Below are 21703 nucleotides of genomic sequence, written 5' to 3' on the forward strand. Positions count from 1 at the left end.
ACCACCTCGTATCCCCGCGCCTCCACATCACGAATCGCCACATCGAGGCGCGCACGCAGTTCTTTCGGGACTCCGCTCGCGCTGCGCGCGGCGGCGGCCGGGCTCCCGATCACCCAACTGTCGGTCTATGAACCGCCGTTCGCGACCGACCCGGCGGCCCCGGACCGGAATACCGAGTACGTCGGCCGGATGACGGCGCTGCTGGCCCAGGGCCGGCGGGCCGGCGCACTGGCCGCGTTCCTGGGATCCGTCGGCATGCCGGAGGAGGCGGTTTCCGGGCTCCGGCTGCTGCCGCTGTGGTCCGACATGGAGGCGCTCGCGCACACCCTGGCGTACGACCACGAGGTGATGGGCGACGGCATGGTGCCGACGGGCCTCCTCGGCACGATCACCACCCCGGTGATGGTCGTCGACGGCGGGGCGAGCCCGGCCGCCGTGCGCGAGGCCGCCCGCCTGGTGGCCACCGCCCTCCCCCGCGGCCGGCACCGCACCCTGACGGGCCAGACCCACGAGGTCGCCCCCCACGTCCTGGCTCCGACACTGCTGCGGTTCCTCAACGGGTGAACGCCGTCACAGGACGACGGTCGCCCGCGAAAACCCGTTGACCACGCCGGGACTCCCCGTGCGACGATCCCCGCATGATCTACGGAATCGAGTCCCGCCTCACCTGGTGAGCGCCATGGACGAGCGCGCCGCGCTCAACACCCGTCCTTCCCTGTACGAGCAGGCCCTGCGCCTGGATCGCGCGGACCGCAACGGGCCTCCGCCGCGTACGACCTCCGCGATCCGGTCCGGTGACCGCGGGAAACGCCCCAGGCGCACCTGGCAGGAGACCAGGAACGCCGCACGGGAGGCACTTGAAGCGGTGCTGGCCGAGCCGGATCCCGCACGGGCCGCCGAAGAGGTCGACCGGCGCCTGCCCGAGCTGCAAGTGAGGGTCGGTCATCTCACCGCAGCCACGAGGGATATGACACTCCCCGACGAGTCGAGGGCCCGGGTTCTCGGCCGGCATCTCACCCGCAGCGGCACCACCGCGTACGCCGTCGGGGCCGGTATCGCCCTGCTCACACGTCTCGGTGAGGCCGAGGACGTCCCCTACCTGATGGCCCTGGGCCTGCTGCCCGACTTCACGGACGTCGCGATCGGCGCGCTCGATGCGATCGACGCCCGGGCCGCGTCCCTCCTGTGGCTCGACCGTCGTGCGCGCACCGAACAACTCGGCCCTCTGGTCAACGCCCTCACCAGCGGTGACGACGCGGCGGTCCGGGCCCACCTGCTCGATCTGCCCGTACGATCGCGCACGGTGGGCTCCACGACCGCCCGGCGGATCGCCCAGAGCATCCGCCTGCCGGACCTCGTGCGCCATGAAGCGGCCGACCCGGGGATCATCGCCCAGTGCGCACGGCTGCTGGCCCGGATGGCAAGCAGGCGGCATTACGAGCCGGAGATCCTCAACTACCCGGAGGCGGTCGACGCCTACGAAGCCGTCGTCGCCAAGGCGTCCCGGCTCGCCCCGTCCCCCAGCCACCACGCCACGCTGTTGTCGCTGGCGCTGGACCTGCACAGCGGCCCTGCCGTGGCGCTGGACTGGTCCTCCCGGCAGCGTGAGGCATTGCTCGACGCTTGCGGCACGCTCCTCGCCGCTCCCGGCTGGGCCGCCGCCCTGGCCGCCCTGGAACCCGCCGAGCCCTTGCAGAGTCATCGGCTGCACTGGCTGCGCCGGAACGCGCGGCGGCCGTTCGCCTCCGTGCCGGGCCCGTGCCGGCTGCGTATCGAGGTGGTCGAACCGGACCCGGCGGATCCGGACGTCGTGGAGACCCGGTTCCTCGTCGACGGACGTCCGCTCGTTCCCTGGGCGTTCCGCCGGGGGCCGGGCCACTCCCCCGAGTACCTGCTCGACAACGGTTCACTGCGGGCCACGGCGAACGCACGGGAGGTTCAACTCGCCGAGGCCTACTGCACCGAGGGCTGCTGCGGCGCGCTGCACGTGACCATCCGCCGCGAGGGCGACGAGGTGGTCTGGGGCGGCTGGCGCGGCGCGTCCGGAGGAGTCGTTGTCCCCGAGTACCGCTTCGACGCCGCCCTCTACGACGCCGAGATCACCCGGGCCGAGAACGACCACTCCTGGTCCTGGCCGGCCCGCGACACCGCCCGGCTGATCGCGGCGGGACTGCGCGAGCGGCCGGACCTGCTCACCGGCTGGGACGCCGCGAAGGGGTGGATCGGCACCGATTTCAACGCCCCCCACATCACCGTGCTGTCCTTCATCCTCTGGCCGGGCCTCGCCGCCGGGCGCAAGGACCGGGACGGGCCGTGGCTGCAGTTCGTCTGGCGCCTCCCGGACGACGGCACACCCCCGGCGGAACGCGCAGCCGCCGCGCTGCGCCGTCTCGCCGCGGACGACCCGAAGACGTACGCGGACGTCATCGGCGGCTCCCGTGAGTACGCGGAGGAACTCGGCTACTCCTGGCCCGAAGGGGGACGCCGCCGCGGCTGACCGAAAGCGTGACCATGTCCCTGATCACGCTTGTAGGGTCCCGGCATGAGCCATGTGACCGTCAACGGTGTCGCGATCCACTACACCGAACAGGGCCCGGTCGACGGCCCGCCCGTCATTCTCGTCCACGGGCACCCCTTCAACCGCACGCTCTGGGCGCCACAGGCCGAGGCGCTGGGTGCCACCGGATACCGGGTCGTCACGCCGGACCTACGGGGATACGGCGAGAGCGAGGTGGTCCCCGGCAGGACCCTGCTCTCCGATTTCGCCGACGACCTCGCGGGCCTCCTCGACCACCTGGGGCTGGAACGCGTGGTCGTCGGCGGCGTGTCCATGGGCGGGCAGATCGCGATGGCGTTCCAGAAGGCGTACGCGTCGCGGGTGCGGGCGCTCGTGCTCTGCGACACCTCTCCGGTCGCGGAGACGGACGAGGGCAAGGCGTTCCGCAACAACCTGGCCGACCGGCTGCTCGCCGAGGGGATGGGCGGGTACGCGGACGAGGTGATCGACAAGATGCTCGCCGCGTACAACGTCGCCGGGATGCCCGACGTCGCGGGGCAGGTGCTGACGATGATGCGCACCACGCACCCGGAGGGCGCGGCGGCGGCCCTGCGCGGGCGCGCCGAGCGTCCGGACTATCGCGAAACCCTCGCCGCGGTGAAGGTCCCGACGCTGATCGTGGTCGGCGCGGACGACGCCTACACCCCGGTCTCTGACGCGGAGGCGATGCGGGACCTGATCCCCCACGCCGAGCTCACGGTGATCGACGGCGCCGGGCACCTCCCGGGCGTGGAACAGCCCGAGCGGTTCAACAAGGCGCTGCTGAACTTCCTTGGCACACCGTCGGCTTGGGTCGGCGACGCATAGCGTCCGTCAGGGTGCTCGACACCGGTCTCCGTCGCACCGGCCGCACCTGTCTCCCCAACACCCGCCCGTGCAAGGACGGTTCGTACACTTCGGTGATGAAAGCCCTGCACTGCACGCACTGCGGCGCTGCGGAACTGGAACCGGGATTCGTCGAGGACTCGGGCGAAGGCTCACGTGGTTACGCGCGGTGGATTCAGGGCGCGCTGGAACTCGGTGTGTTCGGCGGCGCGAGGCGGCTCGGCCGGCCGCGACGGCAGATCGACGCGTACCGCTGCGTGAGCTGCGGGCATCTCGAGCTCTTCGCGCACCACCCGGTGTGAGCGCAGCTCACCCTGCGGCCGGGGGTTCCTCGGCCCGCAGGGCGAAGTCGGCACGGCCGAAGCGCACCCCATTGACCTGGAGTTCGATGGCGTGCACACCCGGGTGGTAGCGCCTCGTGGTGATCCTTCGGAACGAATGACCGCGTGAGAACTCCACGGACTCGCCAGGGGCGATGGTCCGCGTCGCCAGTTTGAAGGTCTTGCCGGTCTGCTTGCCGTTGGCCTTGAGGTGGTGCACCACGTAGTCGACGGCGACATCGGCCGACTCCGTACCGGTGTTGGTCACCCGGGCCGTGAAGTGCACGGACTCCCCTATCGCTGCGCTGTCCGCGCTCAGGACCGGCCCCTCGACGCCGAGTTGGGCGGGCGCGGCGAAGCCGAGGAGCAGCAGCGCCTCCGGGTGGCCGTTCTTGATCAGTGTGCGCAGGCCGTGCCGTACGACGCGGGGTGTGTTGTCGTCGGCGGCGTTCAGCCACCGGGCGGCGGTCTCCACGACAAGGTCCGGACGGATCCTGCTGAGGTCGTTCAGGTGGTTGGCGACGGACCGGCGCACGTACTCGCTGTCGTCGCGGTACAGGGCGTTGAGGATCGGCAGAGTGCGACCTGGGTCCGCGACGATCCCGCCGACGCGCTTGGCCCACGGCAGGTACGGCCGGGTCCCCTCCGACGCCAGCCTGCGCACATGCGGGTCGGGGGAAGTGGTCCAGGCCGAGATTGTCCGCAGCGCGTTCCCGAGGTCGTGTTCCAGGAGGGTCCGAATGGCAAACTCTCCGGTCAACCTCGGCGTGAGCTCGGCCAGGAGGGCGAGGGCGTCGGCGAACGCCGCTTCCGTGCCCTCGTCGACAGCCTTGAGGGCGACGGCACTGGTGACGGGCCAGATCAGCCAGCCGCCGAAGCCTTCGGGGTCCGCCGCGGCGGCGCGGCGCACCGTCGAGGCGAGCGTGGCGTAGCTCCCGGGGACGTCGTCGAGCAGGGCGTCGCGCAGCAGGTCGCTGCGCCGGCGCAGCGGGAGCGGTGCGAGTGCCGCCGCCGCGGCGTCCAGCGCGGGCGTGCGGGCATCCGGCGCGGCTCGTGCCACGGCTCTCGCCAGCGCGTCGGCGGTCGACGCACTGATGAGCTCATCGGCGAACGGCATGGTCCCTCCCGGGCGGTCCGGTGACACGGTGACACGGTGAGCGCAACCATAGGGCGGGCCACTGACAATCCCCGTCGCACCGCCCCTCCGGCCTCCCTCGGCGTCCTGGGTAGGGTGAGCGCGGCAGAAAATCGTGAACCGCAACAGGGAGCAGACGTGAGCGAGCCAACGGCCATCGCCCTGCAGCAGGAGATCGCCCGGGAGCTCCAGGTCGCCGAGACCTTCGAGGCCGAGCGGGAGATCGAACGCCGGGTGGCCTTCCTCACCGAGCAGCTGACCTCCACCGGTCTGCGCTGCCTGGTGCTCGGCATCAGCGGCGGCGTCGACTCGACCACCACCGGCCGGCTGTGCCAGCTCGCTGTCGAGCGGGCCCGTGCCGCCGGGCACGAGGCGCGGTTCTACGCGATGCGGCTGCCCTACGGGACCCAGGCCGACGAGCACGACGCCCAGCTCGCGCTCTCCTTCATCCAGGCCGACCACGTGCTGACCGTGGACATCAAGCCGGCGAGCGACGCCGCGCTCGAGGCCTCACTGGCCGCCGATGTGGGCTTCCGCGACGCCGAGCACCAGGACTTCGTGCACGGCAACATCAAGGCCCGGCAGCGCATGATCGCCCAGTACGCGGTGGCCGGCGCTCACGACGGCCTGGTCGTCGGCACCGACCACGCCGCCGAGGCGGTCTCCGGCTTCTTCACCAAGTTCGGCGACGGGGCCGCCGACCTGGTTCCGCTGGCGGGCCTGACCAAGCGCCGGGTGCGCGCCGTCGCGGACGCGCTGGGGGCGCCCGCCGCACTGGTGTGGAAGACGCCGACGGCCGACCTGGAGTCGCTCGCCCCGGGCAAGGCGGACGAGGACGCGCTCGGGGTCACCTACGACGACATCGACGACTTCCTGGAAGGCAAGCCGGTGGACAGGCCGGCGTTCGAAACGATCGTCAGCCGCTACCGCCTCACCGAGCACAAGCGCCGACTGCCCGTCGCCCCCTAGCGTCGACGCCGAGGACAGCCGGGCCAACCGCGGCAGCCATCCGGCCCCGGCTCCGGCACACGACCTGCCGGGTACGGGACCGAGGGCTTTCGTTCGGATCACCCCGGGCTCGCGGGCGCACGCCCGCTCGCTGATCCGGCCTGATCCAGACGAAGGTCCAGGCCATGTCCGGGCCTGGGCCCGGACAGGACCTAGGCGACCGCGGCCGCCCGACGGGTCGTCGTCGCGATCGTCGCCGAGCCCACCACGCGCGTGCCGTCGTACAGCACGATCGCCTGGCCCGGGGCCACGCCCCGCACCGGCTCGTTGAAGGCCACCCGCAGCTCCGTGCCGTCGACGAGCTCCGCGGTGACCTCCGTCTCGCCGCCATGGGCGCGCAGCTGCGCGGTGTACGTGCCGGGGCCGGCCGGGGCCGTGCCGCACCAGCGGGGCTTGATCGCGGTCAGGGCGGTGACGTCCAGCGCCTCGACCGGGCCGACGGTCACGGTGTTGTTCACCGGGGAGATGTCGAGGACGTAGCGCGGCTTGCCGTCGGGGGCCGGGTGGCCGATGCGCAGGCCCTTGCGCTGGCCGATGGTGAAGCCGTACGCGCCCTCGTGGCTGCCCAGCCTGGCGCCGGTCTCGTCGACGATGTCGCCCTCGGCCTTGCCCAGCCGGTTCGCCAGGAAGCCCTGGGTGTCGCCGTCGGCGATGAAGCAGATGTCGTGGCTGTCGGGCTTCTTCGCGACCGCGAGGCCCCGGCGCTCGGCCTCGGCCCGGATCTCGTCCTTGGTGGTGAGGGTGTCGCCGAGCGGGAACATCGCGTGGGCGAGCTGCTTCTCGTCGAGCACGCCCAGCACGTACGACTGGTCCTTGGCCATGTCGCTGGCGCGGTGCAGCTCGCGGGTGCCGTCCTCACGGAGGACCACGGTGGCGTAGTGACCGGTGCACACGGCGTCGAAGCCGAGCGCGAGCGCCTTGTCGAGCAGCGCCGCGAACTTGATCTTCTCGTTGCAGCGCAGGCACGGGTTGGGCGTGCGGCCCGCCTCGTACTCGGCGACGAAGTCCTCGACCACGTCCTCCCGGAAGCGTTCGGCCAGGTCCCACACGTAGAAGGGGATGCCGATGACGTCCGCGGCGCGGCGCGCGTCGCGCGAGTCCTCGATCGTGCAACAGCCGCGCGCGCCGGTCCGGAACGACTGCGGGTTTGCGGAGAGCGCCAGGTGCACGCCGGTGACGTCGTGACCCGCCTCGGCGGCGCGGGCGGCGGCGACGGCGGAGTCGACTCCGCCCGACATGGCGGCGAGGACACGGAGGGGGCGCGGGGAGATCTCAGTCATAGCGCTACCAGGGTACGGGCCCCAGGGAACCGAAAGCTCGCGAGTATGCGTTGTGACCGGCATGGGGAGCGACAACAAGCACGGCGGCGGGAAGAAGACCGGCGGCGGGAAGAGCGGTTGGAGCCGGCGGGCCGTGCTGATCGGCGGCGGTGCGGCGATCGTGGGCGGAGGGGTGCTGGCCGAGGAGGAGATCCGCCGTCTCTGGCGCGGCATGCCCTGGGTGCGCACGCCACGCAAGCCGGGCGAGATCGACCACGCCGGGGCCCAGTGGATCGCGGCGAACGCCTCCAACTGGCGGCTGGCCGACAGGCCGGACGACTACGACATCGACCGGGTGGTCATCCATGTCGTGCAGGGCAGCTACCCGACGGCCCTGAAGGTGTTCAAGGACCCGCTCCACGGTGCGGCGACCCATTACGTCGTGCGCAAGGACGGCCATGTGGCGCAGATGATCCGCGAGCTGGACGTCGCGTACCACGCCGGCAACCGCTCCTTCAACGAGCGCAGCATCGGCATCGAGCACGAGGGCTTCGTGGACCGGCCGCAGGACTTCACGGACGCGATGTACCGGTCGTCGGCGAAGCTGACGGCGGGCATCTGCGCCCGCTACGAGATACCGGTGGACCGCGAACACATCGTCGGCCACGTGGAGGTCCCGGGCACGGACCACACCGACCCGGGGCCGCACTGGGACTGGCCGAAGTACATGAAGCTGGTCCGCGAGGCGACGCCGGAGGCGCGCCGGGCGGCCGCCGCTAGCTGAGTCCCGCCGTGCGGGCCCGTTCGACCGCTGGGCCGATGGCCTCCGCCACCGCGTCCACGTCGGCCTTGGTCGAGGTGTGGCCGAGGCTGAAGCGCAGGGTGCCGCGGGCCAGGTCGGGGGGTGTGCCGGTGGCGAGGAGGACGTGGCTGGGCTGGGCCACGCCGGCCGTGCAGGCGGAGCCGGTCGAGCACTCGATGCCCTGGGCGTCGAGGAGAAGGAGCAGGGAGTCGCCCTCGCAGCCGGGGAAGCTGAAGTGCGCGTTGGCGGGCAGCCGGCCTGTGGGGTCGCCGCCGAGGATCGCGTCGGGGACGGCGGCGCGCACGGCACGTACGAGGTCGTCGCGCAGGCCGCCGATGTCGCGGGCGAAGTCCTCGCGGCGCTCGGCGGCCAGCCGGCCGGCCACGGCGAAGGACGCGACGGCCGGTGCGTCGAGGGTGCCGGAGCGGACGTGGCGTTCCTGGCCGCCGCCGTGCAGCACGGGGACCGGGCTGTACTCGCGGCCGAGCAGCAGGGCGCCGATGCCGTACGGGCCGCCGATTTTGTGGCCGGACACGGTCATCGCGGCGAGTCCGGACGCGGCGAAGTCGACGTCGAGCTGGCCGAAGGCCTGTACGGCGTCGGCATGCAGCGGGACGTCGAACTCGGCTGCCACGTCGGCGAGTTCACGGACCGGCATGACGGTGCCGATCTCGTTGTTGGCCCACATGACGGTGGCGAACGCCACGTCGTCCGGGTTGCGTTCGATGGCCTCGCGCAGCGACTCGGGGTGGACCCGGCCGTAGGAGTCGACGGGCAGGTACTCGACGCGCGCACCCTCGTGTTCGCCGAGCCAGTCCACCGCGTCGAGGACGGCGTGGTGCTCGACGGGGGCGGCCAGGACGCGGGTCCGGGCCGGGTCGGCGTCGCGGCGGGCCCAGTACAGGCCCTTGACGGCAAGGTTGTCGGCCTCCGTACCGCCCGAGGTGAAGACGACCTCACTGGGCCTGGCGCCAAGGGCATCCGCGAGGGTCTCGCGGGCCTCCTCGACGGTACGGCGGGCCCGGCGCCCGGCGGCGTGGAGCGCGGAGGCGTTGCCGGTGACGGCGAGCTGGGCGGTCATCGCCTCGATCGCCTCCGGCAGCATCGGAGTGGTCGCGGCGTGGTCGAGGTAAGCCATGATGGCCCCGATTCTACGAGGCCGGGTGGGGGCTCGGACGCGGCGCAGGGGTGCACGGTCGTCCCGCGTGCGCGCCGGGAGCGGCTCGGTCCCGGCGGGCGGGGGCGAGGTCAGCCGCCGAAGCTCCAGACGACCGACCCGTTGACGGTCACGAGAACGGCGAGCAGTACGAGGTCGGCCGCCCCGAGCGCGAGGCCGAGCAGCGCGCGGCCGCGGCGCACGGTGCCGCGCCGCAGGGCGAGGGCCGCGAGCACGACGGCGGTCGGGCCGAGCACGATGTTCATCACGAGCAGTCCGACGAGGCCGAGCACGAACGCGGCGACGGCCATGCCGTCGGCGTCCTTGCGGCGTTCCTCGGCGGGGCCGTTCTCGGCCGTCGGCGCCCCGGCGGGGCTTTCCGTGCCGGGCGCGGTGTCGGGCCGGGCACCGTCGCGGCGCTGCGGAGCCACGAGTTCGGCGAGTTGCATGACGTCTCTCCTTCCGTTGCCGGTACGAGGGGGCGTGCGGGGGCGGTTCAGTTGCGGCGGGCGCGGCCGCGCTCGCGCATGGCGAAGACGAGCAGCCAGCAGCCGATGACGGAGGCGGCCACCAGCGAGGCGGCGGCAGGGAGTTGGACCACGGCGCCCAGCACGATTCCCAGCAGGAGGAGTGCTGCTACGAGGGCGATCATCGTCATCCTTTCGGCGACTTCTTGGTGAACACTTGTAGGTACGAGTGTTCACTGACTAATGAGTCTACACTTCCCATCTTCGGAGAACGGCTGTTTACTGAATGTCATGAGTCACACCGTGGGCATCCGCCAGGCCCAGAAGCAGAAGACGCGTCAGGCCCTTCTCGACGCGGCGCTCGGGCTGCTGGAGGAGCAGAGCCTGAGCAGCCTCGGGCTGCGCGAGGTCACCCGGGCGGTGGGCGTCGCGCCGACCGCGTTCTACCGGCACTTCCGCGACATGGCCGATCTCGGTGTGGCGCTGGTGGAGGAGACGCTCGGCAGTCTGCACGTACCGATCGGCCGGGCGCTCCACAAGGACGGTGACGAGCAGCGCATCGAGCAGACGGTCGCCCTCATCGCCGAGCTGGTCCGCACGTCTCCGCTCCATGTGCGCTTCGTCGCCCGCGAGCGGCACGGCGGTGTCGCTCCGGTCCGCGCGGCGATAGCCGAACAGTTGCGGCGGTTCACCGACGAGGTCGTGCAGGCCTTTGCCGACGAGCCGGAGTCGGCCGGCTGGAACGAGGAGGACCTGCGGATGCTCGCCGGCGTGTACGTCGACCACATGATGGCCACGGGCTACGCCTTCCTCGAGGCGGGTCCCCAGGGTGAGGAACGGGTCGCCGACAGCGCGCGGCGCCAGCTGCGGCTGATCAGTCTGGGGCGCCGCCACTGGCTGGACTGACCGCCTCAGGGCCACGAGCTCGCGGCGGGGCGGCGGCTGCCCCACGGCTCCGGTACAGGTCCACGACCGCGGCGGCCGCCGCCGCGAGCGTCTCGCGTGCCTCCGCCGGGTCCAGCACCTCGACGCTCTCGCCGAACGCGAGCAGCGTGCGCACCGCCCCCGGTGCGGGCAGCACGAGCGGCACCCGCGACCAGCCGTCGCCGTGCGGCTCCGGCGCACCCGTCACCTGTGCGGCCTGGATGCGCAGGAACAGGTCCAGCCGGTCGTCCTTCACCAGGACGGTGACGCGCGTCCCGGCCGGACGCTCCTCCACCCGGCGGCGCAGCATCTCCCAGACGTCGGCCAGTTCCTGGCCCGGCCTGCGCCGTACCGGTTCGTCGGTCAACCGCGCGGACTGCACACGGTCCACCCGGTACAACCGCGGCACCGAGCAGTGGTCGGCCACCAGATACCAGACGCCCGCCTTCACCACGAGGCCGTACGGGTCGACGGTGTACCTGCGGGGCCGGGTCGTGCCGCTGTGCCGGTAGCGCAGCCGCAGCCGTCGGTCCGCGAAGACGGCCGAGCTGAGCGTGTCCAGCTCGGCCACCGCCTTGGGGGCCACCATCCAGCGGTCGGGGTCGACGAGGATGCGGCGGCTGGTCAACTCCGCTGCGGGCCGGTGCGGTTCGGGCAGTGCCGCCATCACCTTGCGCAGCGCCGACCCCAGCGCCTCGTCGAGCCCCAGGGCCCGGTGCGCGCCCTGCGCGGCGAGGACGAACAGCGCCCGCGACTCGTCCGCCGTCAGGCCGGTGACATCGGTGCGGTACCCGGGGAGCAGCGCGATGCCGCCGTGCCGGCCGCGCTCGGCGTACACCGGCACCCCGGCTGCCGACAGCGCCTCGACGTCCCGGTAGACGGTGCGTACGGAGACCTCGAGCCGCTCGGCGAGCTCGGAGGCCGGAACAAGGCCGCGGGTCTGCAGGAGCAGCAGGATCGACAGCAGCCGGTCGGACTTCACGGGCCCTCCGGAAAACATGACGGGGGATGTCAGGTTATCCGGGGATCGTACGGCTCGTCACCGTCGCAACGAACCCGAGGAGTCGGCCATGACGCACGACCCGCGCACCCTGTACGCCCGCACCGCAGCCCAGTTCGCCGGCCTGCTCAAGACCGTCGCCCCCGGGGAGCTCGAACGCTCCACACCCTGTACGGAGTACGACGTGCGGCAGCTGATCTCGCACGTCGTCGGCGTCACCCGCCGGTTCGCGGTCATCGGTGAAGGGGGCGACGGCATGGCCGTCCCGACGCACTCGGACGGCGTGGCGGACGAGGAATGGAGCGCCGCCTTCGAGGAGTCGCTGCGGCGGGCGACAGCGGCCTGGGCGGACGACGCGAAACTCGCGGGCGAGTACACGGTGCCGTGGGGCCGAGTGCCGGGCGCGGCGGCTGTCGGCGGGTACGTGATGGAGACTCTGGCCCACACCTGGGACCTGTCGCGGGCGCTCGGGCACCCGGTACCGCTGGACGAGGAACTGGCTCTCGCCGTACTGCCGCTGGCCCATCAGGCGCTGCCCGCCGACCGCCGCGGCGAGCAGGTGCCGTTCGCCGCGGTGCGCGAGGCCCCGGCGGACGCGGACGCCTACGGCCGGCTGGCGGCGTGGCTGGGACGCGAGGTGTGATCCGCCCCGCGCCCCGCGGGCGCGGGCGGGTCAGCCGCGGGGGGCCTTGGCGAGCTGGCGGGACTGGGCGACCAGGCGGTCCGCGGAGTCCCAGACGTCCGCGTCCTCCTCGAGGAAGCCGCCGGCCAGGTTCCGCGTCGTGATCGAGACCCGCAGCGGGCCGGGAGCCGGGCGGCAGCGGATGTGGGTGGTCAGTTCCACCGTCGGGGTCCAGCCCGCGAGCCCCAGCTCGAACGAGGTCGGCGGCAGCGCGTCCACCGTCAGCAGCAGCGACAGCGGGTCCGCGTCGCGCCCGTCCGCCAGACCGAACCAGCCCCGCATCTCGCCCTTGCCGGAAGGGGCGCCGATCGCCCAGCCGACCGTCGCCGGGTCCAGCTTGATGTCCAGGCGCTCGGTGATCGCGGAGCTGCCCGGGATCGGGGCCGGGCCGTCGGACGGCCCGAAGCAGTGCTCCTGCGGCGGGATCGCCGGCGGCTTGGCGGTGGTGCGCACGTCGTCCGGGAGGGTGTCGAGATCGCCGTACGTGGCGAGCACCCGGATGCGCTCGACCTCCGTCCCGTCCTCCTCGTACTGGAAGAGGGACGCCTGACCCGTGGAGAGCGTGCGCCCGGTGCGTACGGTCTCGGTGCGGATCACCGCGGGGCCCGGCTGGGAGGCCGTGAGGTAGTGCGCCGACACCGAGAACGGGTCGGGGTGGGGCAGCGCGTCGCCGAGCGCCCGGCCCAGGAGCGCCAGCAGATACCCGCCGTTGACGGCGTGGATGATTGTCCAGCCCGACGAGAGCTCCGCGTCGTAGACGCCCGTCTCGCGCAGGGTGATCGCGGTGTCGCGGTCGAACTCGCTGTCACCGATCGTTGCCTGAGCCACTGCTTCTGCCATGGCGGTACGGTACAACAAGTAACTACTAAGCGGTAGCTTTCCTCCGCCGGGCTCAGCTCGCGGTCGCGTCACGCGCTTTCGGTGGCCTCTGAGCGCCGGTTCCAGGCCCTCGGCGCCCGCCAGTGGTAGCGCATCGCCAGCAGCCGCAGCACAAAGGCCGTCATCGCGGCCAGCCCGCTGGTGAACGGGCTCAGTGCCTCGAACCGGATGCAGACCACGACCATCGTCGCGCCGACGATCGCGGGCACCGCGTACAGGTCGCGGTCCCAGCGCAGCAGCGACGGCACCTCGTTGGCGAGCACGTCGCGCAGCACACCGCCGCCGACGGCCGTGGCAAGGCCGAGCGTCGCGGAGGCGGTGAGACCGAGGCCGTACTCGTACGCCTTGGTCGTGCCGGTGACACAGAACAGGCCGAGGCCGGCCGCGTCGAAGACGTTGACGGCGACCTGGATGCGCTCGACGTGCGGATGCAGGAAGAAGACCAGCGCCGTCGCCACCAGTGGTGTGACGAAGTACCCGAGGTCGGTGAAGGCCGCGGGCGGTACGGCCCCGATGATCAGGTCACGCAGCAACCCCCCGCCCAGCGCCGTGACCTCGGCGAGGACCGCCATGCCGAACACGTCGAAGTTCTTGCGTACGGCGAGCAGCGCCCCGGAGATCGCGAAGACGAAGATGCCGACGATCTCGAGGGCGTGCTGGACGGACGGCGTGAAGAGTTCTTGGAGCACCGGACAGTTCTACAACGCCCGGTGCTCCAAGATGCGCGCGAGTCCGTCAGGCGGTCTTGCTCGACTCCTTCTCGGAGGCGTCCGCCTCCGGAGCGTCAGCGGTGGCGTCCGCTGCGGGTGCCGTCGTCGGGGCCGCGTCGACCTCCGGCTCCGGCTCCGGGGCGTCGGCCTTCTCCGCCTCGGCCTTGGCCGGCGTCTCGGCCTTCGCGGGTGCGTCGGTCCCGGACGCCGGCGCCGGCACCGTGGACTTCGGCTCGTCAGGGCCTTCCGCCGCGACGGCCTCGGTCTCCGTGACGGCCTCGATCCCCGTCGGGCGCGTCAGCTCGAGCGTTCCCGCCTCGATCTCGGCCGCGAAGTGGCAGGCCACCTTGTGCCCGTCGCCGACGTCCGTCAGCACCGGCCGCTCGACCGCGCACTTCTCCTGCGCCCAGGGGCACCGGGTGTGGAAGCGGCAGCCGGCCGGCGGGTTCGCCGGTGAGGGCAGGTCGCCCTGGAGCAGGATCCGCTCACGGCGGTCCTCGACCTCCGGGTCGGGAACGGGCACCGCCGACATGAGCGCCTTGGTGTACGGGTGCTTGGGCCCCGCGTACAGCGCGTCGCTGGGCGCCTCCTCGACGAGGGAACCCAGGTACATGACCCCGATGACGTCCGAGATGTGCCGGACCACGGCCAGGTCGTGGGCGATGACGAGGTACGTCAGGCCCAGCGACTCCTGGAGCTCCTCCAGCAGGTTGATCACCTGCGCCTGCACGGACACGTCGAGCGCGGAGACCGGCTCGTCGCAGATGATCACGTCGGGCTCGAGCACCAGCGCCCGGGCGATGCCGATGCGCTGACGCTGCCCGCCGGAGAACTCGTGCGGGTAGCGCGACAGCGCGTTGGACGGAAGCCCGACCTTGGCGAGGATCTCCTTGATCTTCTCCCGGCGCTCGTTCTGGTCCTTGCCGATCCCGTGCGCGGCCATGCCCTCGCTGAGGATCGACTCGATGTTCTGCCGCGGGTTGAGGCTGCCGAGCGGGTCCTGGAAGACCATCTGCAGCCGCCGCCGGTAGCGGCGCATCTCCTCGTCGGGCAGCTTCGCCAGGTCGGTCCCGTCGAAGACGACCTCGCCGTCGGTGATGTCCACCAGCCGCAGCACGGCTCGCCCGAGGGTCGTCTTGCCACAGCCCGACTCGCCCACGAGACCGTACGTCTGACCGGCCTCGACCTTGAGCGACACCCCGTCGACCGCGTAGACGTGACCGACCGTGCGGTTGAAGAGAACGCCCTTCCTGACGGGGAAGTGGACCTTCACATCGTCGAGTTCGAGCAGGCTCATGCCGAGACCTCCGCCTTGGACTTGGGAAGGACCGGGTTGACGCAGCGCACCTGGTGTCCGGCCGCGCGTGGTTCGGTCAGTTCGGGCGTGCCGGTCAGGCACTCCATCGTGTAGTGGTCGCAACGCGGCGCGAAGGCACAGCCGTCGGCCCAGGCGATCCTGTCGTTGATGGATCCACGGATGGGGCTGAGCGCCTCGCCACGCGGGGCGTCGAGGCGCGGGATGGACCCGAGGAGACCGTGCGCGTAGGGATGGGTGGGGTGCGCGAACAGCTCGCGGCGGCCCGCGGACTCCACGGCCCGGCCCGCGTACAGCACGTTGACCTGGTCGCAGAGGCCGGCCACCACACCCAGGTCATGGGTGATCATCAGCAGGGCGGTGCCCTCCTGGTCGACCAGCTCCTTGAGCAGTTCCAGGATCTGCGCCTGGATGGTCACGTCGAGCGCCGTGGTCGGCTCGTCGGCGATGAGCATCCGGGGGGCACACGCCACAGCCATGGCGATCAGCGCACGCTGGCGCATGCCGCCGGAGAGCTGATGCGGGTACTCCTTGAGCCGCCGGGTCGGGTCGGGGATGCCGACCCGGTCCAGCAGGTGGGCGGCTTCCTTGCGGGCGGCCTCCCCCTTGAGCCCGCGGTGGCGCTGGAGGATCTCGGTGACCTGGATCCCGATGGGGACGACCGGATTGAGCGACGACAGCGGGTCCTGGAAGATCATCGCCAGCTGGCTGCCCCGCAGATCCCGGCGCTTGCGCGGGTTCATGGTGAGCAGGTCCTGGCCGTCGAATTCCGCGCGCCCACCGATCTTGACGCCCTTGTGCGGCAGCAGGCCCATCAGGGCGAGCGAGGTCACGGACTTGCCGCAGCCCGACTCGCCCACGAGACCGACGACCTGACCCTGGTCGACGTCGAAGGAGACGCCGTCGACGGCCGTGGAGTCCTTGCGGCCCTTGGCGGTGAAAGTGACGCTGAGTTCGTCAACAGAGAGCAGTGCCATGGGACTTCAGCCTCGCAGCTTCGGGTCGAGGGCTTCGCGCATGGCCTCGCCGAGCAGGGTGAAGCCAAGGGCGGTGATGATGATCCCGATGGCGGGGTAGGCCGCCATCATGGGCTCGTTGTCGAAGAACCGCTCGGCCTGGGCGAGCATGACGCCCCACTCGGGGATCGCCGGGTCCGGGTTGCCGAGCCCCAGGTAGGACAGGGCCGCGGCCTCGATGATCGCGGTGGCGAGGCTGAGAGTCGCCTGGACGATCACAGGGCTGAGCGAGTTCGGCAGGATCTGGGTGAGGACGATCCGCTTCTTGCGGACGCCGAGCGCCTTGGCCGCGAGGACGTAGTCGGAACTGCCCTGCACGAGCATCGAACCGCGCAGCAGCCGCGCGAAGATCGGGATCTGCACGACACCGACGGCGATCATCACCGTGGTCAGCGACTGGCCCATCACCGCGGCGATCGAAACCGCCAGCAGCAGCGACGGCAGCGACAGCATGATGTCGGTGAAGCGCATGACCACCGTGTCGATGCGCTGCCCCGCCTTGCCGCCGAGTGTCGCGGCCGCACCGGAGAGCACGCCGACGAGTGCGCCGACGATCAGACCGATGAGCATCGACACCACGCCGACCATCAGGGTCTGCCGGGCTCCGACGAGGATCCGGGAGAACATGTCCCGGCCCAGGTGGTCGAGGCCGAACCAGTTTCCGTCGCGCGCGCCGACGAACTCGCCCTTGTTGGCGAAGACCTCGCCGCGCCACGTCTGGGCGGACGGGCTGTACGGCGCGATCCACGGCCCGACGATCGCGAGGATCACGAACAGTCCGATGATGACCGCGCCGATGATCGCCATCTTGCTGGCACGGAGCCGGCGCATGGCCTCGCGCCACAGGCTCGCGCCGCTGGTGGCCTCGGACGTCTGCATCAGCTCGGCGAGCCGATCGATCTTGTCGGCCTTCTTCGTCAAGGTCGTCACGTCAGTGCACCCGCACTCTCGGGTCGATGATGCTGTACGCGAGGTCGACCAGCAGGTTGATGAGGACGTACACCATCGCGATGAAGAGGATGAACCCGACGAGCACCGGGTAGTCGCGGGCGTCGATCGAGGTGCGGATGAAGTTGCCGATGCCGTTGAAGGAGAAGACCGACTCGGTCAGCACCGCCCCCGACAGCAGGCTTCCGGTCAGCAGACCGACAGCGGTGACCACCGGCAGCAGCGCGTTGCGCAGCACGTGACGGCCGCGAACTGTCCGCTTGTCCAGGCCCTTGGACTCCGCGGTACGGACGTAGTCCTCGCCGAGCACCTCGAGCACGCTGGCCCGGGTCATACGCACGATGACGGCGAGCGGGATGGACGAGAGCGCGATGGCAGGCAGGATCAGGTGGTGGATGGCGTCCCAGCTGGCGTCGAGTTCGCCGGTCAGCAGGCCGTCGAGAACGGCGAATCCGGTGACGTCGGTGGCGTCGATGCCGGTGGTGAGCCGTCCGTAACTCGGGAACCAGTGGAGTTGCACGGCGAAGATGCCCTTGAGGATCAGGGCGAGGAAGAACACCGGGATGCAGATGCCGATCAGCGACCCCGAGACGGAGGCCACGTCGAGCCAGCCACCGCGGCGCTTGGCCGCCAGGTAGCCGAGCGGGATCCCGACAACGATGGCAATGAGGATCGCGACGATGCTGAGTTCCACCGTGGCGGGGAAGCGTGTCGCGAACTCGTCCCACACCGGCTGGCCGGTCTGGGTGGACGTACCGAGGTCCAGTTCGAAGATGCGCTTGATGAAGCGCCAGTACTGGACGTAGACGGGCTGGTCGAGCCCGAGGGCCCGGTTGATCCGCGCCACTTCGGCTTCGGTCGCCCGCTCGCCCAGGATCGCTGAGGCGGGTCCGCCGGGCAGCCGGTTCAGCCAGAGGAAGAGCAGAACCGACAGGCCGAGCAGGGTGGGTATGAGCTGTAGCAGTCTTCGTACGACGAGTCGCAGCACCCCGCATGCCCCTTTCTTACGTGCGTCGATGCGGCTCCGCCCGGCCACCGAGGTTCTGTGGCCGGGCGGACCCGCTGGTGTGCGATTACTTGAAGGAGACCTCGGCGAAGTTCTCCTGCGTCAGCGGGGAGACCTTCGGCGGGTTGACGTTCTTGGCGAAGGCGATCGCCGGCGGGGAAGCCGAGATCGGGACGCCCGGGACGTACTCCATGATCGTCTCGTTGGCCTTCTTGTAGGCCTCGACGCGACCCGCGGGGTCGGTGACCTTCGAGGCGGCGTTCACCGCGTCGAAGACCTTCTTGTCGTTGAAGCCCCACTGCTTGTCGGGCCCGGCGAACCAGGTGCCGATGAAGTTGTAGCCGTCGTTGAAGTCACCGGTCCAGCCGAGCATGTGCAGGGCGCAGGAGCCGGCCTCGGTGGCGTCCAGGTAGTCCGGGGCCCACTTCATGGCCTTCGGGGTGACCGTGATGCCGGCCTTCTCCAGGTCGGCCTTCATGCGCTCGAACATGTCCTGCGGAGCCGGCATGTACGGGCGGGTGACCTCGGTCGGGTAGCAGAACTCGATCTTGAGCTTCTCCTCACCGGCCTTCTTGAGGAGTTCCTTGGCCTTGGCGGTGTCGAACGGGTAGGTCTTCACCTTGTCCGAGAAGCCGGCGACCGTGTCGGGCATGAACTGGCTCGCGGCCTTGCCGCCCTCGGGCAGCTGCGTCTTGACGATGCCCTCGCGGTCGATGGCGTGCGAGATGGCCTGCCGGACCTCGGGCTTCTTCAGCGCCGGGTTCTTCGACTGCGTCATGCCCACGTAGAAGATGTTGAAGACGTCACGGGTCGGGACCTCGTAACCCTCCTTCTCCAGCGTCTTCACGTCGGCGGGCGCGACCAGGTCGTAGCCGTCGATGTCGCCGGCCTGCAGCGCCTGGCGGCGGCCGGCCTCGGTGTCGATCGTGCGGAAGACCAGGTTCTTGACCTTGGCCTTCTCGCCCCAGTAGTCGTCGAAGCGCTCAAGGGAGACTTCCTTGTTGCCCTTGTTCCACTTCACGATCTTGTACGGGCCGGTGCCGGCGACCGTGCCGGCCTCCTGGCTGTACTTGGGGTACGTGATCGCGTCGCCCTTGGCGGTCGCGTCCTGCTTCTCGTACTCCTTGATGGCCTTCGGCGAGTGGATCGCCAGCGCCTGGAGGGAGAAGCCGCCGGGCAGGTTCGCCGAGGGCTCGTTGACCTCGATGACCGCCGTGTTCTCGTCCTTGGCCGTGCAGGACTTGTAGTTCGGCTTGGGGGCTTCCTTGTCCTCGTTCTTCGCGAAGCCGCCCATGATGGTCTGCCAGTAGTAGGAGACCGCGCTCGACTGGTAGGTGCCCTTCCAGTTGAACCAGTGGTCGTAGTTCGCGCAGACCGCGGCGGCGTTGAACGCCTCTCCGTCGTGGAACTTCACACCCTTGCGCAGGTTGAACGTCCAGACCTTGCCGGCCGGGTCGCTCGACCACTTCTCGGCGAGGCCGCCGACGAGCTTGCTGCCGCCCGACTCGTGCTCGAGCAGAGCCTCGAAGGCCTGACGGGTGACCCGGAAGGTCTCACCGTCGCTCGCGAGTGCGGGGTCGAGAGAACCGGGGTCACCGGCTCCGGCGAAGACGAAGGTGTCCTTGGCGCCCCCCTCGGCACCATCCTTGCCCCGCTCGCTGGAACAGCCGGTCGCGATCAGGCCGACAGCGACTGCCGCCGTGATCGCCCGGACTGCGCCGGACTTGAATATTCGCATTGGGTCCACCCCATGGTTCCGCCGTGTGGAGAGGTATTGACGGCCGAACACTACAGACGGGAGACACCTGGGAGAACAGTCCGGATAGCGGTGATACCTACTCGAGACCCGGACACTCAACAAACCGGGCAGATCCGGGACATCCTCACCGGACGGGTTAACACCCTTGACATCTGCCGGAGTTCATTTGCGCCATTCCCAGCTCAGCGGGTGTGCGGCGGAGGATAGCCGTATCCGCCGCCGGCGGCCGGGGCTCCGGCGTGGGCGTCGCGATCGTAGAACGGACGGGCATTGACACGCATCCACATGGTGATCGGATCGAACTCGTCGGACATGGCGACGGTGGAGACCGGGAGCCCGTCCGGGACGGCGGCGACCGACTGCTGCATCATCGCGCGCACGGTGTCGACCGACTGCCTGCCGGTGTCGTAGAGATCCAGGCCGATGGCCAGATACGCGGGGCCGATCGCGGGCTGCACCCAGGCGCGCCGCAACGAGCGGACGGCGGGGGTGCGGTGGGCGTTCTGAGTGAGCAGGGCGTAGAACTGCGGGATCTCGATCGCCGGGTCGGACAGCCGCAGCGGGCCCGCGGGCATCCGGTCCAGGCCCGTGGCGATACGGCGCAGATCGAGCCAGGGAATGCCGACGCCGCCGCCGGGCGCATGCGGATTGAGCCAGATTCCCCAGCGGTCCGGGTAGAGCGCGCGGGCGATGTCGCGGCCGGTGACGACCTCGTGCGCACGGTTCCAGCCGGAGACGGCGAGCTCCTGCGCGGAGGTGACACAGGGCGCGTAACAGACGCCGTCGACCTCCATGTTCCCGTACTGGGCATCGGGGGAACCGGGCTGCCCGTGCCACAGCAGCATCCAGATCCGGCCGCCCGAGGGGTCGGCAAGGGCGTGCAGCAGCGCCTCGTACGCGTCGTAGCGGCCGGGAGTCACCTGGCGCAGCATGTGCTCGACCTGCCCGGCCGCCGCGGTGCCTGACGCACTCACCCTGGTTCCGCCCCTCGTTTTTAAAGTCCCGCCGTCTGTCACGGCCCCTGGTCGAGCCGTTCAGGCCATCAAACCAGGTTAATCGGGAGACTCGGCAAAGACTTGACCACTACGCGTGCTGCCGTTGATAGAAGGGCCGCACCCGCTCGAGCATCCAGTCGCCGACGGGGTCCTGGGCGACGTCGAGCAGCACGAGGTTGACCGGCCACGGCAGGCCGACCCGGCCCAGAGCCCGGCCCAAGGCGTCCATGGGGGCGTTGCGGTCGGCGCCCTCCCAGGAGGAGAGCTGGACACCGATGAACAGCGTCGGCGCGTCGCCCTCGACGGAGGCGAGCGCGCGGCGGGCGGTCAGTACGACACCGGCAGCCTCGAACTCACCGGCGGCAGCGGCGAGGAAGTCGACCGGCTCCTCCTTCCAGTCCGGCTCGAACAACCGCACACGACCGCCGGAAGCGGGCCCGTCGAGCGGTGTCCGCCCCGCTCGGCACAGCTCGGCGACGGCCGGGGGAGGCAGCGGCACACCGACGGCGCCGCCCGGGTTCACGGCGATGCCGAGCTGCGGAGGCAGACCGCGGGCGAACTCCCGGGCGGGCGCGACGGTGAACGACATGTGGGCGCCGACGCACTGGAGGAACTGCTGCTCGGAGCTGAAGACGGGCACGTAGGCGGCGCCGTCGACGTCCATGGTGGGGAGATCGAGGTTCGGGCTGTCCGGCGTGCCGCCATTGGGCAGCGGGACCCATATCGGGCTGCGGCCGAGCACCTCGACGAGGCGGCCTCCGGCGGCGGGGTTGCCGAGGGAGGCGGCCAGCACCTCTTCGAGCTCGTTGCCGGGCCAGCCGGTGTGTGGTGTCTCCATGGGGTCGTCCTTCGTGCGGGGCGGTGCGCCGGCCCCCGACCTTAGCGCCGGGGGCGAGCCGGCGACGGCTGCGGGGGCGGCGCGGACGCCGGGGGCGAGCTC

At 70.9% G+C, this 21703-nt stretch carries 22 protein-coding genes and 1 pseudogene; 8 read left to right on the forward strand and 15 right to left on the reverse strand.

The window, feature by feature from the left end; translation table 11 throughout:
• The 4 genes and pseudogenes from ABZ070_RS22600 to ABZ070_RS22615 all read left to right on the forward strand — a co-directional run.
• A pseudogene (locus tag ABZ070_RS22600) lies at positions 1–564 on the forward strand (alpha/beta hydrolase); the annotation flags it as partial.
• A 115-nt stretch (positions 565–679) separates the two neighbouring features.
• Complete coding sequence (locus tag ABZ070_RS22605) at positions 680–2497, forward strand: hypothetical protein (protein WP_356636588.1); 1818 nt, start codon at positions 680–682, stop codon at positions 2495–2497.
• Between the two features lie 45 nt (positions 2498–2542).
• Positions 2543–3364 (forward strand): alpha/beta fold hydrolase, encoded by an 822-nt coding sequence (locus ABZ070_RS22610; protein ID WP_356636590.1) that lies wholly within the window; start codon positions 2543–2545, stop codon positions 3362–3364.
• A 95-nt stretch (positions 3365–3459) separates the two neighbouring features.
• Positions 3460–3684 (forward strand): hypothetical protein, encoded by a 225-nt coding sequence (locus ABZ070_RS22615; protein WP_356636592.1) that lies wholly within the window; start codon positions 3460–3462, stop codon positions 3682–3684.
• A 7-nt stretch (positions 3685–3691) separates the two neighbouring features.
• Here the strand turns inward: ABZ070_RS22615 and ABZ070_RS22620 are convergent, their stop codons facing one another.
• Positions 3692–4819 carry a DNA alkylation repair protein gene (locus tag ABZ070_RS22620; RefSeq protein ID WP_356636594.1) on the reverse strand — a complete coding sequence of 376 codons (1128 nt, stop codon included), beginning with the start codon at positions 4817–4819 and terminating at the stop codon, positions 3692–3694.
• Positions 4820–4975: 156 nt separating this feature from the next.
• Between ABZ070_RS22620 and nadE the strand changes: the two genes are divergently transcribed.
• Positions 4976–5806 (forward strand): ammonia-dependent NAD(+) synthetase, encoded by an 831-nt coding sequence (nadE, locus tag ABZ070_RS22625; RefSeq protein ID WP_356636596.1) that lies wholly within the window; start codon positions 4976–4978, stop codon positions 5804–5806.
• A gap of 191 nt (positions 5807–5997) precedes the next feature.
• Here the strand turns inward: nadE and mnmA are convergent, their stop codons facing one another.
• The gene (gene mnmA, locus ABZ070_RS22630) at positions 5998–7125 is read right to left on the reverse strand and encodes a tRNA 2-thiouridine(34) synthase MnmA (protein ID WP_356636598.1); all 1128 of its coding nucleotides are present in this window, start codon (positions 7123–7125) and stop codon (positions 5998–6000) included.
• Between the two features lie 61 nt (positions 7126–7186).
• Here mnmA and ABZ070_RS22635 point away from each other — a divergent pair, with 61 nt between their 5' ends.
• Positions 7187–7888 (forward strand): N-acetylmuramoyl-L-alanine amidase, encoded by a 702-nt coding sequence (locus ABZ070_RS22635; RefSeq protein ID WP_356636600.1) that lies wholly within the window; start codon positions 7187–7189, stop codon positions 7886–7888.
• Here the strand turns inward: ABZ070_RS22635 and ABZ070_RS22640 are convergent.
• From ABZ070_RS22640 to ABZ070_RS22650, 3 genes are all read right to left on the reverse strand, one after another.
• Positions 7881–9044 carry a cysteine desulfurase family protein gene (locus ABZ070_RS22640; RefSeq protein WP_356636602.1) on the reverse strand — a complete coding sequence of 388 codons (1164 nt, stop codon included), beginning with the start codon at positions 9042–9044 and terminating at the stop codon, positions 7881–7883. The two genes, ABZ070_RS22635 and ABZ070_RS22640, sit on opposite strands and share 8 nt — an antisense overlap.
• A gap of 110 nt (positions 9045–9154) precedes the next feature.
• On the reverse strand, positions 9155–9511 hold the full coding sequence (locus ABZ070_RS22645) for a hypothetical protein (RefSeq protein ID WP_356636604.1): 357 nt from the start codon (positions 9509–9511) through the stop codon (positions 9155–9157).
• 47 nt (positions 9512–9558) lie between these two features.
• Positions 9559–9714: a hypothetical protein gene (locus tag ABZ070_RS22650; RefSeq protein WP_356636606.1), complete on the reverse strand. Its 156-nt coding sequence runs from the start codon at positions 9712–9714 to the stop codon at positions 9559–9561.
• A gap of 106 nt (positions 9715–9820) precedes the next feature.
• On the opposite strand from ABZ070_RS22650, the gene ABZ070_RS22655 reads away from it, so the two are divergent.
• The gene (locus tag ABZ070_RS22655; RefSeq protein ID WP_356636608.1) at positions 9821–10435 is read left to right on the forward strand and encodes a TetR family transcriptional regulator; all 615 of its coding nucleotides are present in this window, start codon (positions 9821–9823) and stop codon (positions 10433–10435) included.
• Here ABZ070_RS22655 and ABZ070_RS22660 read toward each other — a convergent pair.
• Positions 10404–11435, reverse strand: a complete 1032-nt coding sequence (locus ABZ070_RS22660; RefSeq protein ID WP_356636610.1) for a WYL domain-containing protein — start codon at positions 11433–11435, stop codon at positions 10404–10406. The two genes, ABZ070_RS22655 and ABZ070_RS22660, sit on opposite strands and share 32 nt — an antisense overlap.
• 88 nt (positions 11436–11523) lie before the next feature.
• On the opposite strand from ABZ070_RS22660, the gene ABZ070_RS22665 reads away from it, so the two are divergent.
• Complete coding sequence (locus ABZ070_RS22665) at positions 11524–12096, forward strand: TIGR03086 family metal-binding protein (protein ID WP_356636612.1); 573 nt, start codon at positions 11524–11526, stop codon at positions 12094–12096.
• Positions 12097–12126: 30 nt separating this feature from the next.
• On the opposite strand, the gene ABZ070_RS22670 is transcribed toward ABZ070_RS22665, so the two are convergent.
• The 9 genes from ABZ070_RS22670 to ABZ070_RS22710 all read right to left on the reverse strand — a co-directional run bounded on the left by ABZ070_RS22670 (position 12127) and on the right by ABZ070_RS22710 (position 21601).
• Complete coding sequence (locus tag ABZ070_RS22670) at positions 12127–12975, reverse strand: thioesterase family protein (RefSeq protein ID WP_356636614.1); 849 nt, start codon at positions 12973–12975, stop codon at positions 12127–12129.
• A gap of 68 nt (positions 12976–13043) precedes the next feature.
• On the reverse strand, positions 13044–13703 hold the full coding sequence (locus ABZ070_RS22675) for a trimeric intracellular cation channel family protein (protein ID WP_356636616.1): 660 nt from the start codon (positions 13701–13703) through the stop codon (positions 13044–13046).
• Between the two features lie 46 nt (positions 13704–13749).
• Positions 13750–15021 carry an oligopeptide/dipeptide ABC transporter ATP-binding protein gene (locus ABZ070_RS22680; protein ID WP_356636618.1) on the reverse strand — a complete coding sequence of 424 codons (1272 nt, stop codon included), beginning with the start codon at positions 15019–15021 and terminating at the stop codon, positions 13750–13752.
• Positions 15018–16016: an ABC transporter ATP-binding protein gene (locus ABZ070_RS22685; RefSeq protein WP_356636620.1), complete on the reverse strand. Its 999-nt coding sequence runs from the start codon at positions 16014–16016 to the stop codon at positions 15018–15020. Before ABZ070_RS22685 ends, ABZ070_RS22680 begins: the two co-directional genes overlap by 4 nt.
• Before the next feature lie 6 nt (positions 16017–16022).
• Complete coding sequence (locus tag ABZ070_RS22690; RefSeq protein ID WP_356636622.1) at positions 16023–16985, reverse strand: ABC transporter permease; 963 nt, start codon at positions 16983–16985, stop codon at positions 16023–16025.
• Between the two features lies 1 nt (position 16986).
• Positions 16987–17991, reverse strand: coding sequence for an ABC transporter permease (locus tag ABZ070_RS22695; RefSeq protein WP_356636624.1), 1005 nt, complete (start codon positions 17989–17991; stop codon positions 16987–16989).
• 85 nt (positions 17992–18076) lie between these two features.
• Positions 18077–19747, reverse strand: coding sequence for an ABC transporter substrate-binding protein (locus tag ABZ070_RS22700; RefSeq protein WP_356636625.1), 1671 nt, complete (start codon positions 19745–19747; stop codon positions 18077–18079).
• A 203-nt stretch (positions 19748–19950) separates the two neighbouring features.
• Complete coding sequence (locus tag ABZ070_RS22705) at positions 19951–20742, reverse strand: enhanced serine sensitivity protein SseB C-terminal domain-containing protein (RefSeq protein WP_356636627.1); 792 nt, start codon at positions 20740–20742, stop codon at positions 19951–19953.
• Positions 20743–20851: 109 nt separating this feature from the next.
• Positions 20852–21601, reverse strand: a complete 750-nt coding sequence (locus ABZ070_RS22710; protein WP_356636629.1) for an enhanced serine sensitivity protein SseB — start codon at positions 21599–21601, stop codon at positions 20852–20854.
• Positions 21602–21703: the final 102 nt, after the last annotated feature.

The organism is Streptomyces sp. NPDC006283, from assembly GCF_040613325.1.
GTDB lineage: Bacteria > Actinomycetota > Actinomycetes > Streptomycetales > Streptomycetaceae > Streptomyces.

What these genes read in the sequence shown, in the direction of transcription:
- ABZ070_RS22650 (WP_356636606.1), bottom strand. Translation starts at nt 9,714, where the DNA reads ATGATCGCCCTCGTAGCAGCACTCCTCCTGCTGGGAATCGTGCTGGGC.
- ABZ070_RS22665 (WP_356636612.1), top strand. Translation starts at nt 11,524, where the DNA reads ATGACGCACGACCCGCGCACCCTGTACGCCCGCACCGCAGCCCAGTTC.
- ABZ070_RS22615 (WP_356636592.1), top strand. Translation starts at nt 3,460, where the DNA reads ATGAAAGCCCTGCACTGCACGCACTGCGGCGCTGCGGAACTGGAACCG.
- ABZ070_RS22670 (WP_356636614.1), bottom strand. Translation starts at nt 12,975, where the DNA reads ATGGCAGAAGCAGTGGCTCAGGCAACGATCGGTGACAGCGAGTTCGAC.
- ABZ070_RS22685 (WP_356636620.1), bottom strand. Translation starts at nt 16,016, where the DNA reads ATGGCACTGCTCTCTGTTGACGAACTCAGCGTCACTTTCACCGCCAAG.
- ABZ070_RS22640 (WP_356636602.1), bottom strand. Translation starts at nt 9,044, where the DNA reads ATGGCTTACCTCGACCACGCCGCGACCACTCCGATGCTGCCGGAGGCG.
- ABZ070_RS22610 (WP_356636590.1), top strand. Translation starts at nt 2,543, where the DNA reads ATGAGCCATGTGACCGTCAACGGTGTCGCGATCCACTACACCGAACAG.
- ABZ070_RS22605 (WP_356636588.1), top strand. Translation starts at nt 680, where the DNA reads ATGGACGAGCGCGCCGCGCTCAACACCCGTCCTTCCCTGTACGAGCAG.
- ABZ070_RS22620 (WP_356636594.1), bottom strand. Translation starts at nt 4,819, where the DNA reads ATGCCGTTCGCCGATGAGCTCATCAGTGCGTCGACCGCCGACGCGCTG.
- ABZ070_RS22710 (WP_356636629.1), bottom strand. Translation starts at nt 21,601, where the DNA reads ATGGAGACACCACACACCGGCTGGCCCGGCAACGAGCTCGAAGAGGTG.
- ABZ070_RS22645 (WP_356636604.1), bottom strand. Translation starts at nt 9,511, where the DNA reads ATGCAACTCGCCGAACTCGTGGCTCCGCAGCGCCGCGACGGTGCCCGG.
- ABZ070_RS22655 (WP_356636608.1), top strand. Translation starts at nt 9,821, where the DNA reads ATGAGTCACACCGTGGGCATCCGCCAGGCCCAGAAGCAGAAGACGCGT.
- ABZ070_RS22680 (WP_356636618.1), bottom strand. Translation starts at nt 15,021, where the DNA reads ATGAGCCTGCTCGAACTCGACGATGTGAAGGTCCACTTCCCCGTCAGG.
- ABZ070_RS22635 (WP_356636600.1), top strand. Translation starts at nt 7,187, where the DNA reads ATGGGGAGCGACAACAAGCACGGCGGCGGGAAGAAGACCGGCGGCGGG.
- mnmA (WP_356636598.1), bottom strand. Translation starts at nt 7,125, where the DNA reads ATGACTGAGATCTCCCCGCGCCCCCTCCGTGTCCTCGCCGCCATGTCG.
- ABZ070_RS22700 (WP_356636625.1), bottom strand. Translation starts at nt 19,747, where the DNA reads ATGCGAATATTCAAGTCCGGCGCAGTCCGGGCGATCACGGCGGCAGTC.